This window comes from Dysgonomonas sp. HDW5B (genome assembly GCF_011299335.1).
Taxonomy (GTDB): Bacteria; Bacteroidota; Bacteroidia; order Bacteroidales; family Dysgonomonadaceae; genus Dysgonomonas_A.
Window position 1 is genome coordinate 1,765,716 of sequence record NZ_CP049858.1, and the last position, 14,335, is coordinate 1,780,050.

The 14,335-nt window shown below is 35.9% G+C and carries 12 protein-coding genes; 5 read left to right on the forward strand and 7 right to left on the reverse strand.

The window, feature by feature from the left end; genetic code table 11:
* Window positions 1-60 precede the first annotated feature (60 nt).
* The 4 genes from dapB to G7051_RS07225 all read left to right on the forward strand — a co-directional run bounded on the left by dapB (window position 61) and on the right by G7051_RS07225 (window position 4,121).
* Window positions 61-777 carry a 4-hydroxy-tetrahydrodipicolinate reductase gene (gene dapB / locus G7051_RS07210; protein WP_166199221.1) on the forward strand — a complete coding sequence of 239 codons (717 nt, stop codon included), beginning with the start codon at window positions 61-63 and terminating at the stop codon, window positions 775-777.
* A gap of 114 nt (window positions 778-891) precedes the next feature.
* Window positions 892-2,430 carry a signal peptidase I gene (gene lepB, locus G7051_RS07215; protein ID WP_221412937.1) on the forward strand — a complete coding sequence of 513 codons (1,539 nt, stop codon included), beginning with the start codon at window positions 892-894 and terminating at the stop codon, window positions 2,428-2,430.
* Between the two features lie 74 nt (window positions 2,431-2,504).
* Window positions 2,505-3,458, forward strand: a complete 954-nt coding sequence (lepB, locus tag G7051_RS07220) for a signal peptidase I (RefSeq protein WP_166199223.1) — start codon at window positions 2,505-2,507, stop codon at window positions 3,456-3,458.
* Window positions 3,459-3,485: 27 nt separating this feature from the next.
* Window positions 3,486-4,121, forward strand: a complete 636-nt coding sequence (locus tag G7051_RS07225) for a WbqC family protein (protein ID WP_166199224.1) — start codon at window positions 3,486-3,488, stop codon at window positions 4,119-4,121.
* Window positions 4,122-4,162: 41 nt separating this feature from the next.
* Here G7051_RS07225 and G7051_RS07230 read toward each other — a convergent pair whose 3' ends face one another.
* From G7051_RS07230 to G7051_RS07245, 4 genes are all read right to left on the reverse strand, one after another.
* Entirely contained in the window at window positions 4,163-4,732 is a 570-nt protein-coding gene (locus G7051_RS07230) for an outer membrane beta-barrel protein (protein ID WP_166199225.1), read from the reverse strand.
* Window positions 4,733-4,996: 264 nt separating this feature from the next.
* The gene (locus tag G7051_RS07235) at window positions 4,997-6,220 is read right to left on the reverse strand and encodes a pitrilysin family protein (RefSeq protein WP_166199226.1); all 1,224 of its coding nucleotides are present in this window, start codon (window positions 6,218-6,220) and stop codon (window positions 4,997-4,999) included.
* A gap of 76 nt (window positions 6,221-6,296) precedes the next feature.
* Window positions 6,297-7,766, reverse strand: coding sequence for a glycosyltransferase family 39 protein (locus G7051_RS07240; RefSeq protein ID WP_166199227.1), 1,470 nt, complete (start codon window positions 7,764-7,766; stop codon window positions 6,297-6,299).
* Window positions 7,767-7,869: 103 nt separating this feature from the next.
* A complete protein-coding gene (locus G7051_RS07245) occupies window positions 7,870-8,571 on the reverse strand; it encodes a DNA alkylation repair protein (protein WP_166199228.1) in 702 nt (233 codons plus the stop codon).
* 272 nt (window positions 8,572-8,843) lie between these two features.
* Between G7051_RS07245 and G7051_RS07250 the strand changes: the two genes are divergently transcribed.
* Complete coding sequence (locus G7051_RS07250) at window positions 8,844-9,170, forward strand: hypothetical protein (RefSeq protein ID WP_166199229.1); 327 nt, start codon at window positions 8,844-8,846, stop codon at window positions 9,168-9,170.
* A gap of 124 nt (window positions 9,171-9,294) precedes the next feature.
* Here the strand turns inward: G7051_RS07250 and cysS are convergent, their stop codons facing one another.
* The 3 genes from cysS to guaB form a co-directional block, all read right to left on the reverse strand.
* Window positions 9,295-10,770 carry a cysteine--tRNA ligase gene (gene cysS, locus G7051_RS07255; RefSeq protein ID WP_166199230.1) on the reverse strand — a complete coding sequence of 492 codons (1,476 nt, stop codon included), beginning with the start codon at window positions 10,768-10,770 and terminating at the stop codon, window positions 9,295-9,297.
* 222 nt (window positions 10,771-10,992) lie between these two features.
* Window positions 10,993-12,531, reverse strand: coding sequence for a glycosyltransferase family 39 protein (locus G7051_RS07260; protein WP_166199231.1), 1,539 nt, complete (start codon window positions 12,529-12,531; stop codon window positions 10,993-10,995).
* A gap of 239 nt (window positions 12,532-12,770) precedes the next feature.
* Window positions 12,771-14,246 carry an IMP dehydrogenase gene (gene guaB, locus G7051_RS07265; protein WP_166113180.1) on the reverse strand — a complete coding sequence of 492 codons (1,476 nt, stop codon included), beginning with the start codon at window positions 14,244-14,246 and terminating at the stop codon, window positions 12,771-12,773.
* Window positions 14,247-14,335 lie beyond the last annotated feature (89 nt).

The following is a 14,335-nucleotide window of genomic DNA, read 5'->3' on the forward strand; positions in this document are numbered from 1 at the left end:
TAATATCCTGTAAAACAGAATAGTATATTTTATAAACTTATAATACAGATTTATTTAGATATGAAAATAGCACTTATTGGTTATGGAAAAATGGGTAAGGAGATCGAACGAATTGCCCTTGATCGCGGACATTCTATTGTTTCGATCATTGATGAAAACAATCTTTCCGGTTTTGATTCTGCTGAATTTAAAGGTGCAGATGTTGCGATTGAATTTACAACTCCGGCAAGTGCTATGAACAATTTCAGAAAATGTTTTGCTGCCGGTGTTCCTGTTGTTGCAGGTACAACGGGATGGCTCGAAAACATGCCCGAAGTAAAAGATGCTTGTGAAAATAAGGGACATACTTTCTTTTATGCCTCTAATTATAGTTTAGGAGTAAATATATTTTTCGCAGTTAATAAATATCTTGCGAAGATTATGAATAATTTTCCCGATTATACGGTGAAAATGGAGGAAGTGCATCATATTCATAAATTGGATGCTCCAAGCGGAACCGCAATTACTTTGGCAGAAGGTATTATCGAAAATGTCGATAGAAAGACTAACTGGAATCTCGAAGCAGAGTTGAAACCTTCCGATTTGGCTATACATTGTATCAGAGAAGGAGAAGTTCCCGGTATTCATGAAATATTTTATGAATCGGAGGCTGATATAATCAGTATAAAACATGATGCTAAAAACCGTAAAGGTTTTGCATTGGGTGCCGTTTTAGCCGCAGAATTTACGAATGGGAAAAAAGGATTCTTAGGAATGCAGGATATGCTTAATTTTTAAGGTATTCAACTGTAGTTTTTTCTAAACTGTAATAAATATTTATATTACTAATAATATATGGAAGCAAGAAATAATCAGAACAACCCTTCGGGTAAAAAAAGTCTGAAAGAGAGGCTGTCTCAAGCAACTCGCAAGCAGTGGATAAAATTTATACTAATAACCATATTCTGTATAGCTTTTACTATTTGGACGGGCTATTATGCCGTATTGTTATTAACCATCGTTTTCTTCGATAGTTATATCCTGAAATTTATACCCTGGTCGTTTTGGAGGACCAGTAAAAACGGATCTCTTCGCAAAGTTATGGAGTGGGTCGACGCCATTGGTTTTGCTTTAATTGCGGTGTATGTTATAAATACATTCTTTTTCCAAAACTATCAGATTCCATCGTCTTCTTTAGAAAAATCTCTTTTGGTGGGAGACTTTTTGTTTGTCAGTAAAATGAGCTATGGAACCCGTTCGCCAATGACTCCTTTGTCGTTTCCTTTGGCACAGCACACTTTGCCTGTTTTAAATATCAAGTCTTATCTTGATAAGCCACAATTGAAATACCAACGTTTTGCAGGTTTCGGTCAAATAGAACGAGGCGATATTGTTGTATTCAACTTTCCGGCGGGAGATACGGTTGCTTTGAATATGCAGCAAGCCGATTATTATACCCTATCCAAGCTAGACCCACGAGGTCGTGAGGGGCTATGGGCTAATAAAGAGAAATATGGAGAAATTGTTTATCGTCCGGTAGACAGGCGAGAAAATTATGTAAAAAGAGCTATGGGACTTCCCGGTGAGACTTTAGAAGTAAAAGATGACGAAGTCTATATTAACGGTAAAAAGGTCGAAGCTCCCGAAAATATGCAGTTGAGATATTTTGTTCAGACCGATGGTACTGCTATTTCCGAGCAGGTGTTTGATGAATTGGGTATCAGTAAGGATGATTATGCAGTATTAAACGAGCGGGGTCAACTATCCGCTAATTATTTTGATCCATTGAATGAGCTTAGAAGATCAAACCCTCTTTTGAATAAAGGGCTGCCCGATGAAGTGAAATTTGCAGCCGATAGTTTGCAACTGACTCAATTGGGTTTTGTTGCAAAAGGAAAAACATTCGGTTTGGTTTATACATTGCCACTAACTAAAAAGATGGTCGAAACTTTGAAAACGAAGCCTTTTGTTATCAATGTTTTTAAAGAAAAAGAACGTATCGAAAGAAGCGAAACCGCCGATGGAAAGATTATAGATTATCCGTTTTATTATCCTATTGATTACCCTACTAAATGGACTCGCGATTCTTATGGTCCTCTTTGGATTCCTAAAAAAGGCGAGACTATCACATTCGATACAGACGTAGATTATAAAGTGGCTGCTTATGAGCGCGTAATCAAAAATTATGAAGGAAACGATTTTGCGTACAAAGATGGTAAAGTTTACATCAATGGAAAGCCTGCCGATTCTTATACATTCAAGTTTGATTATTACTTTATGATGGGAGACAATCGTCATAATTCGGCCGACTCCCGTTCTTGGGGTTTTGTTCCCGAAGACCATATTGTAGGGCAACCTTTATTTGTATGGTTATCTTTGGATAAGGATAAAGGCTGGTTCGACGGAAAAATACGGTGGGACAGAATATTTACAAGTGCCAAAAAGAAATAAGGTATCAAATCTTTCTATCCATTGATAAGTATAAGTACAACTGACAATTTTATTGTACTTAAAAGCATGACATTATGAAGAAAACAAAAATAGTAAGATGGTGGGGCAAGGCGTTCCTTATAGCTTTACTGGTTGTCTTTTGTATTCGGGTTTTCTTTATACAATCCTATACAGTCTCCTCTTCCCAGATGGAGACTGCCTTGCTTAGAGGCGACAGGGTTCTGGTTAATAAGGTGTCTTACGGTATCAGGATGCCCATTACTCTGTTAACTATACCGTTTACTTTTGACCATTTATTCGGAATGAAATCATACTCCGACCTGATTCAGTTGGGCTATCACCGCCTTTTTGGAAAGATCGTAGATCGCAATGATGTCATTTTATTTAATAATCCTTTGGAGGTCGAAAAACCGCTCGATAAACGAAGTCTGTATCTAAGCCGTTGCGTAGCAGTTGCAGGCGATACGATAAAAGTACAGGGGGGCGATTTTTATTTGAATGGCATAAAAACGGTTTCCTCTCCTGACCTTTTACAGTCTTTTCGATTTAATAGAGATTCAAAAGATACCGTCTTCGCTGTAATAAAATCTCTCAATATAAGTCCTCGTGATTTAAAGATGGATTCGACATCTATATATTCTAGTCTTAGCAGATACGAGGTTTTCCTTATCAATCAGAAATTGAATGACAGTATTCAATTGCAGCTAAGTATTCAGGATAAAGTATCTTATGATCTGCTGATTCCTTCGGCGGGTATGACAATAGCTCTTTCCGAATTTAATATTCCCTTATACAGGCAGATTATTCACGATGAAGTGGGAGCTAACGTTAAAGTTGAAGATCTGAAATCTTATACTTTTCATTACAACTATTATTGGGTATTATCCGATAATGCAGAGGATGCCATAGATTCACGAACTTTGGGTTTTATTTCCGAAAAGGATATTATAGGAAAGGCATCCGTTATCTGGTATAGTTCAGACGAAGAAGGTTCGAGATGGAATCGATTATTTTCGTCTGTAAAATAGGTCTGAGACCTTCTGATTTAATTTAAAATGAGTACTTATTTATCTACCGCTTATCTTGCTCCTGTCGAGTATTACTCGAAACTACTCAAAGGAGATGTGTATATTGAGCAGCACGAGAATTATATCAAACAAACTTATCGAAACAGATGTACCATACTCTCGGCAAATGGTCCGATGGCACTATCTGTTCCAATAGAGAGCGCTGGAGGCAAAAAATGCCCGATAAGGGATGTTCGTATAGCCGACCATGGAAATTGGCGGCATTTGCACTGGAATGCACTTATTTCGGCTTATAATTCTACACCATTCTTCGAATATTATCAGGATGATTTCCGACCTTTCTATGAGAAGGAGTATAAATACCTTTTTGATTTTAATGAAGAGTTACGAAATTTGATCTGTCAATTAATAGATATAGATACGTCAGCTATAGGATATACTGATGAATTTCTTTTAGAGATAGAAGGACTAGATTACAGATCGAAAATTTCACCTAAAATAGATTGGAGGGTTATTGATCCTGATTTTGAATCTATTCCCTATTATCAGGTGTTTGAGCACCGTTTTGGGTTTACGGAGAATCTGAGTATTTTAGATCTTCTATTCAATATGGGGAACGAAAGCCTGTTAGTTTTGAGTAAAAGCATAAAAAAAACCTCTTGAGAATTCAAGAGGTTTTTTATTTATTTGATTATATGATCAAATTAGAATTTTAAGTTAACTCCTAATTCGATATTGCTCATGTCAAAGTCAAAACCAAAGCTGTTAGTTCTTGTGTCTTTTACTTTTCCGGTTTGGTATCCTAAGAAACCGAATTTACCTAGTAAAGCAACTTTGTTAGATACATTGATAGCAACTCCAGGTCTCAAACCTACTTCTAGAGTATTAGCTTTGTCTCCTCCGTTAGTTCCTTTAGCCCATCCATAAGCTACACCTCCGTCAAAGAATAAACCACCAAGGTCGCTTTTAAGGAATGTATAACGTAGGAAAGGATTTACTTTATATGAATTAACTGATCCTTCATTTACTAAAGCTTTGCCGTCAAAATCAAGACCTCCGTGAGTATGAGCACCACCAAGAGCGATACCGATACCTACATTACTATTTAAGATATATCCGAATTCAGGCATAACTTTGAAGCTAAGCTGGCTATCGCCTCCTTTTACTTTGCTTGACCATACACCTGCTGTTCCTCCAACCCACATGTTGCCTTGAGCACTTGCTGCAGAAAATACACCTAGTGCTACTGCAATAGTTAAGAATAATTTTTTCATAAACCTAAATTTTAAATGTGTTACTTTTTAGTTAACCAAAAACGTCACAAATTTATCCTTAATTTTGATAATTGAGGTTTATTTTCCAAATATTAATGTTAAATTAATTAAAATATGTAAGTTGTTTAGAGTGATATTTAGTTAAATTGGATGGTTTTGTATTCTTAAAATCATTAATATGTAACAGTTTGCCTTTCATTATGATAATTTAACTTAATCTTGTCACATAATTTCTATTGGAAGGGGTTTTTGCTGTTAAATAGATTACTGATAAGTCAAAGAATTAAGATTTTCTTTGTGAAAAATCTCGTTTGCAACTTCTAATAGATCAGAAGATGTTATTTGTTCTATCCTCTTTATAGTCTCTTCCATGTTGTTGAAATGATTGTAGTGCATAAAGCTTTTGGCTAAACCTAATGCCAGATTCTCATGATTATCGCCCGAAATTGCAATTTGTCCTATTAATTGTTTTTTCGCTGCAGCCAGCTGTGATGTTGTCAGTTTATTGTCACGGAGCCCTGCTAACTCTTTATATATTAAGTTGAAGCATTTTTCAGCATTGCGTTTATCACAACCAAAATAAATAGAGAAGATACCTGTATCGGAATAACATGTCATATTTGAATCTACGTTGTATACATATCCTCTTTTTTCTCGTAAAGAGATATTCAGTCGGCTATTCATGCCCGGTCCTCCCAGAATATTGTTAAGTAAATGCAATACCTTTCGTTTTGGGCTATGTAAATCATAGCACTTTCCTCCAATCAAAGCATGTGTTTGAGAAGTTTCCTTTGCCGTAATCTGCTCTGTTCGTTCAACAGCACCGGGAGCTACCCTTGCATGATTTGGTGAAAGAGTTTCTATTTCCGAAAGATACTTTTCAGCTAGTTTTATGATCTTTCTTATGTCCGTATTTCCCAATGAAAAGAACACCATATTCTCAGGAGAATAATGTTTTTGGACAAAGGTTCGTGCTTTGGCTGTATCAAATTTGGCGAGCAGATCGGGTTCTCCCAATATATTATGGCCTAACTGAGAATTACGGAATATCAGATTTTCGAATTCATCGAAGATTAATTCAGAAGGACTGTCTTCGTACGAATTTATCTCATCCAGAATTACATCTATTTCCTTTTCTATTTCTCTTTCGGGGAATGTTGAATGAAAAGTCAAATCGGTCAGAAGCTCAAAAGCCCGAGAGAAATGCTCTTGGAGAAATATCGAATAAATGACAGTTTCTTCTTTATTTGTATACGCATTTATTTCTCCGCCTACACTTTCCATGCGGTTGATAATATGATGCGAACGGCGTTTTTCGGTTCCTTTGAATAGCATATGTTCTACAAAGTGAGCCATCCCAAATTCATCGGGCTGTTCATCTCTGGTACCTGCATTGACCATAAATCCGCAGTATGAAACTTTACCTGCTAAAGGTTTGTGTACAATACGTAAACCGTTTTTTAGAGTATAGGATTGATATTCTTTCATTTAAATAGTTTTTAGTAAACCGGCTTACCCATAATTGTTAATTAGTATTTGTTTACTATTCGATAGACCTGTGACCTTAATTTGAGTTTTTAGCCTCTATTTGGCTAATAATAATTTTATCTAATTGTAATTTACTTTTTATCCTGTATTTACCGGGTATAACCATTGAGTCATTGGCTGTTTGAACAAAAAAGAACTCACTTATGTTCGGAAGCATTTCTATTGTTTTAATCTCAAATGGTAAGTAAGTTGTATTGTCATTCGGAGAAAAGAGTAAAAATTCTTTTTTAGGCAGTAGAACCGACAGTTCAGCTAAAGTAGGGTATGCCTCCAAAGGTGCTATCATTTTTAGAGATTTGTCTTTCGATTCAACGAATGCCGCTACCTCTGTAAATTTTTTATTTTGAGATATATAATATGCTTTTTCGGAAAAAAAACGAGCTATACTCAACATCGAGAGTAGTATTAAACCGGATATAACGATTGGTTTTGCCTTCGTTTTATACAATTCTACTCCATAGATTGCTATACCTAAAATTAAAGCTCCCAGCATACAACTTGTGTAGCGAGGAACACTTATTGGTTTTATCAAAAAAGTGATGGCGAAGGTAATCATTATTGTTGATACAAAAACCAAAATGAAATATGCACCCGCCCTTAATCTTTTATTCGATTTGTCTTGTATATGCAGACGTATAATAATGATGGTTAAAGTAAATATCAAACCTAGCATGATTAGTAATGCGGCAGACATGGTCCATATCGAGAATATTGTATAAGGATGGGATGGTTCTTTCGGTGAAAAGAAGTAATAACTGAATAGCAAGATATCTTTAAGGGTGGGAGTTTCTACCCAAAAATTCTCATGAACACTGTAAAACTGAGTGGTAAGTATAGGCACCCACGGGCTGTAAGCCAAAAGAAATATAATGCTGAAAAGTATGGGACGGACTACTGTTCGTTTTTTATTCAATAAATAGATAGTCAATATTAAGAATATGGAGAAAACAGCGATTAAAGCATAGTAATGAGTATAGGCTGCACAGATCCCGAAGAATGTCATTTTAGAATAGCAGAATAGCGTTTCTTTCTGAAACACTTCGTAGGCGTATACTGCACATGCCAGCACGAAAAACATAGCCCATGAATACATTCGTATCTCTACACCCAGATATTGGTTTACAGGCATCAGAATCATTAGTAATACGAAGCCGAACATAACCTTCTCTCCGAATAAACGTCTTATTGGAAATATTCCCAACAGACAAGAAGCCATAACTCCGAGATTTGAGAATATTCGCATTACAAATAATGAATCACCAAATATCCTGATAAAAAACTTCAACATGAAGTAGCAGAGTGGGGGATGCACATCGGTGGCCGTTATTTTCCATATTTCGGAAAACGAATGCTTCATTATAGCTATAGTATAAGCTTCGTCATACCAAAATGTCTGATTGATATAATTAATATATAGCAGACAGCAAAAGCTGATGAAAATTAGTCCACAGGTTGATAACCTATTTATTCCTTTTGTAAGTTTCATAAAGAAAGCTTATTAAGTAATTTAAAGTATTCTATAATGTATTTCTAAATCATAACAAATTATAGCTGTTATAGTTGGCAAAGTAATAAAAATGTCTTAGGCTTTACTTTTTCATGTAATATGCCTTTTCTTCGGCTGTCAACTTTTCTAGCGAATATCTCAACATGGTACGAGGCATCACTTTATGATGTTTATTCAGAAAATTAATCAATACAGTCTTATCTCTTTTTCCGGCTTCCCGGAGCATCCAGCCTATCGCTTTATGCATAAGGTCGTGCTTGTGCGATAATAATTGCTCAGACAGATTGATTATATCGGTAAAATCATTCTTTTTAATAAATGCAAAAGTTGCTATTACTGCAATCCGTTGATCCCATAATAATTCGCTTTTAGCTAATTTGTAAAGAATTTTACGATCTTCTTTATCAATTAAGTATTCTCCAAGTATATCCTTGGAGCTTAAGTCAACTAAATCCCAATTATTTATGCGATGAGAATGAGCGAGATAAAAATCGACAATTTGTTTTCGATCTGCTTCATTGGCTTTCTTAAATTTCTCAACCAATATAAATAAAGCACACATTCTGCATTCATGGTATTCATTATTTAAAAGATCGGTTAATTCGTTCGATGGAAACGATTTGTTTGCTTTGGCTATTTTCCGGATATCGGGAACTATTACTCCAATAAATTTATCACCTTCTCCATAACCTCCTTTTCCTGTTTTAAAAAAGTGAGGTAAGAAATCTCTCTTCTCTGGTGTTGAAGCTTTTTCTAGTTGTAATTGTATCTCTTTTGCAGTCATGGATTTAGTTGTCAGATAAGTAACGATGGATATTTATTGTTGTATTTTATAACCAGAATTGTTTGGTATAAGCAATAAAAAAGGTTTACGACCTTTAAAATACAAATATACAGATTAGTAGATATTTTGTTATCAATTCTAAATATAATTGAGGGTGAAATATGTTTTAATTTCCATCTAAATAGTAGCTACAGATTCTCTTCAGAATTACGAATGTATATTTATCCGTTGAATTGAGATATCACACTAACTAAACACTTAATTTTTCAGATATGAGAAAAATACTTTTAATCGGTTTATTAATAACCGGCTTTGCTACGACATATGCAAGTAGCACTTTTGTTGCAGATAATACCTTGGAACAAACTCAGGGTAGGAGATACAAGAGAGGGTATTATAAAGGAAATGTAGCATCCGAGGATCTTCCTTCTTCAATTACACGCTACTTGAAAAAGCATTATTCTGATTATGAGATTGTAATATCTAAAAGAAAAGGCAATGGTTATTATTACCTCAAAATAGCTTATGGGGGAAATGCTTACAGGTCTTATTACAGGAGTCTGGTTTTTGATGAGAATGGAGATGTTGTAAAAGGATAAATAAAAACGGCTTAGTTAAAAACTAAGCCGTTTTTATTTATTATTAAGTTCGCAGAATTACTTATTGCTTTGGCTAGTAAAACCGCGATAGATGGCTATCTCTATTAAATTAAAATCTGAGATATTACGATTTCAGTTTCCATTCGGCACCGTCTTTGCCGTCTTTTATATCAAATCCGATTTTGTTTAATTCATCACGAATCTTATCAGAAGTTGCCCAGTCTTTATTGGTTTTAGCCTCTGCCCGTATTTGAAGTAATAAATCAATAGCCTTAGAGAAAGCCTCCAGTCCATTTTCATTCGAGCTGGCCTCGTTTTTAATACCGAGAATTTCGAATAAAAAGATATCAAATAAAGCCTTAACTTCATCTATATCACCTTGAGTAAGGGTCGCTGTTCCACCTATTGCCGAGTTTATGGTGGTAGCCACATCAAATAGGTAGGATATTGTTATCGCCGAATTTAAATCATCATTAAGAGCATCGTAGCACTTCTGTCTTATAGAAGCTATGTCAACAGATGAAGTTTCGGATAACGGAACCTTATCAATTCGTGCGTATGCATCGAGTAATCTGTTTAATCCTTTTTCTGAAGCCAATAGAGCATCATTACTGAAATCGACAGTACTGCGATAATGTGCCTGCAAAATGAAAAAGCGAATAGTCATTGGTGAAAACGCTTGCGAAAGCAATTTGTGCGAGCCGGTGAAGAATTCATCCAATGTGATAAAATTACCAAGCGATTTGCCCATTTTCTGACCACCTATGGTAATCATATTGTTGTGCATCCAGTATTTTACCACTTGCTTATTTTCGGCTGCTGTATTTTGAGCTATTTCGCATTCATGATGAGGGAACATAAGATCCAATCCACCGCCATGTATATCAAATTCGGTACCCAGATATTTCATGCTCATCGAAGAACATTCGATATGCCAGCCCGGAAACCCTTCACTCCAGGGTGAAGGCCAACGCATAATATGTTCGGGAGATGCTTTTTTCCAAAGAGCAAAGTCAACCTTGCTGCGCTTTTCGTCCTGTCCATCGAGATCACGCGTTGTATTAAGCATTTCTTCGATATTACGATGCGAAAGGATTCCGTAATTATGCTTTTTATTATATTTTACAACATCAAAATATACTGATCCGTTACTTTCGTAGGCATATCCGTTGTTCAGTATTTCCTGAATAGTTGTAATTTGTTCAATTATATGTCCCGAGGCGTGAGGTTCTATAGATGGAGACAGCACGTTTAATGCTTCCATAGCCTTGTGATACCTAATGGTGTAATATTGCACTACCTCCATCGGTTCGAGTTGTTCTAATCGAGCCTTTTTAGCGATCTTATCTTCTCCTTCGTCCGCATCATTTTCGAGATGACCTACATCGGTAATATTACGTACATATCGTACTTTATAGCCTATATGAGTAAGGTAACGAAACAATAAATCGAAAGTGATCGCAGGACGAGTGTGTCCTAAATGCCCATCGCCATAAACTGTAGGACCACATACATACATTCCTACATGAGGTGGATGAAGTGGTTCGAAAACTTCTTTTTCTCGCTTAAGTGTGTTATAAATCACTAACTTTTGTTCCATATACAGACTATTAAGTAATGTTGAATATCTATTACTGTATTTTCTAAAATAACTGTCTTTAGTTATAGTATTTACTAAATCGATAATAAGGTTGTGATCTTATTATGTACTGCAAAAATACAAATAAGTAACGGAAAAAAAATTATGATACATTTTAAAGTTATAACTAACTATAATTGTTTTACTTGCCAGAGTAATCGATAGATCTATGACCTTAAATGTTTAATGAGTGTTCCGATGTTTTTCTCTTTCTCTGTGTATTGTTCTCATCTGATAAATGACTCTTCCTTCGAGTCTCTGAGGATTTAACCTTTGATTTAACGAATCGGCTATTACATAATCGTTTTTTATGCCGTTTGTAAAATGTTGGTTCCCTTTTGATTGGATCGGATTACTGTCATAGGCCTGAGTGTAATGAAAGTCAAAATCAGAAGGCAATTTATTTACCTCTATCAAATTAAAAGGTTTGTAGCTGACAGGTGTTTTTCGTTCGGAATAAACAAAAAACAGGTTTTCTTTACTCGGATACATAACCGATAGCATTCCTAGCCATCCACAAGCACTGAATGGTGAAATAAATACGGTTTTTTCGGTATTTTTATTTAAAAAATAATTTTGCAATTCAGCATATTCAACATTGCATTTTGCCATATACTGTCTTTCGGAGAAGAATCGTCCCACCGAAAGTATCCATAGCATAAATAAACTACCGAATACAAGTGTTCTTGCACTGTGGCTTCCGGACTCGTAAAGTTCAAAAAGTAATATAGATACACCTAAAACCAAACATCCTAATAAGCATGTCATGTATCGTGGAATCATGATAGGTTTCATTGCATACGATATGATGACTGCCGAAATAACGGGAATGAGGAATAATCCGATAAACACCAGAGCGGTAATTATCTTTGCTTTGTTCAGATTTTTATATTCTCTGATCGTTAATATGGCAATGGCAGCAATGAGTAATAGCATAATTGATAATGCCACCGACATAGCGGGCAGGTTAAATATCATATAAGGATGTGTAGGATCTTTCGGTGAAAAGAGATAATAAGTAAATAATAAAAGATCTTTGGGAGTAAGTGTTGTAATCCAGTAATTATGATTAACAGCTCCGATCTGATAAAAAAGTTCAGGGAGCCAAAAGCTGTAAGCGATAAGGAACAAAAAAATGACGATTAAGGGATTTCTAATCTTCTTTTTAGTAGCGATCATAAATAGTAATAAAACACCAAATATAGTAGCTGATCCCATTAACGAGTAATAGTGCGTATAGGAAGCACAAAGTGCCGATAGCAGTAATAGAATATTATTAAATGCATTATTGTTTTTATAGACTTGATACGCTGCTAATGCATTAGCCAACGTAAAAAACATACTCCAGGAGTACATCCTTATTTCGCTTGCTAAATACTGACTTACCGGCAAGAGACTAACTATGATAATAAAAAGAAGAGATACTCCGGCTCCAAAGTGTTTGCGTATAGGAAACATTGCTGTGAGAAAAATGGCTAACATTCCTAAAACTGAAAATATTCGTAATGTTAGTAGGTTATCTCCGAATATTTCTGTGAAGATTTTTAAAATAAAGTAGTAAAGTGGTGGATGAACATCGGTGGCTGTGATATTCCAAATATCAGAAAATGAGTGTTGTATCATTGCCATTGTATATGCTTCATCAAAAACGAACGATTCGTTAAAAGCATCGATGAATATAAACAAAGAAAGGGCCATTAATGTAATAACAATACTAGTCATCCTCTTTTTAGATTCAAATAAAGAGGTTAGATATTTCACCAAATTCATAATAAAATAGTGTCAGTTAATTATACGATTAAGTAGTTTTGTTGTCAATTTTTTATTGCACTACAGATCAAAATCTATAGTTTAGAGTAAAGCTATTTGATAGGCAAAGATAGTATTGTTAAACGTATATGAAACGAAAAACGGCTTCAATTTTAAATTGAAACCGTTTTTCTCTGTCTTTATATCTTTTTTTATTCGCCTCTACTGTAATTTGGAGCTTCGCTTGTTATAGCTACATCATGTGGATGACTCTCTGCAACACCGGCATTGGTGATGCGGGTAAATTTGGCTTTGTGAAGTGTTTTTATGTCTTTTGCTCCACAATATCCCATACCTGCACGTAATCCGCCTAACATTTGGTAAACAACTTCAAATAACGTTCCTTTAAATGGTACGCGTGCAGCAATACCTTCGGGAACAAGTTTCTTTATATCGGCTTCCATATCTTGGAAATAGCGGTCTTTAGAACCTTTCTCCATAGCCTCCAATGAACCCATGCCGCGATATGACTTGAATTTACGTCCGTTAAAAATGATTGTTTCTCCCGGTGACTCTTCAACTCCGGCTAATAGGGATCCCATCATTACAGAGTATCCTCCGGCAGCAAGCGCTTTTACTATATCTCCCGAATAGCGAAGTCCACCATCTGCAATTAATGGAACACCTGTTCCTTCGAGAGCTTTGGCTACGTCATATATTGCTGATAATTGGGGAACGCCTACTCCTGCTACTACACGTGTGGTGCAGATCGATCCGGGACCGATTCCTACTTTTACACCATCGGCTCCGGCTTCAACTAAATATTTAGCAGCTTCGCCTGTGGCTATATTTCCGACTACAACGTCTACATCCGGATATGTTTTCTTTACAAGTCTTAATACTTCGGTTACGCCTTTCGAATGACCGTGTGCCGTATCAATTACGATGGCATCTACTCCAGCTTCTACTAAAGCAGTTACACGTTCCAGTGTATCGTGAGTGACACCCACACCGGCTGCTACTCTAAGACGACCAAATTCATCTTTACAAGCAAAAGGTTTATCTTTTGCTTTGGTGATATCCTTGTATGTAATAAGTCCTATTAATGTATTGTGAGCATCCACCACAGGGAGTTTCTCGATTTTGTGATGTTGCAGTATGTCGGCAGCAGCTTCGAGGTCAGTCGATTGTTTGGTTGTAATCAGGTTTTCACTGGTCATTACATCAGCAATTAACTTGCTCATATCTCGTTGAAAACGTAAATCACGATTGGTTACAATACCGACTAATTTATTGGCCGTATCAACAACCGGAATTCCTCCGATTTTATACTCAGCCATCAGAGCTAAAGCAGCTCCTACGGTTTTGTCTTTTTCGATACTTACGGGATTGGAGATCATTCCGTTCTCGGCTCTTTTCACATACTTTACCTGCTTCGCCTGTTCTTGTATAGTCATATTCTTATGAATAACACCTATACCTCCCTCACGGGCAATAGCAATAGCTAGCTTGGCTTCTGTAACAGTATCCATTGCCGCTGAGACAAAAGGGATATTCAATGTTATGTTTTTTGAGAACTTTGTCGAGAGGTCGACATTTCGGGGAAGAACATCGGAGTAGGCAGGTATCAACAGTACATCGTCGAAAGTGAGCCCATCCATAACTATTTTATCTGCAATAAATGACATAAGACTATACCTTAAATTTTTATTGCACGCAAATATACTTATATTAAATTAATTGGAACTAATAGTTTTTATTAAAATTTCGCGAGAGT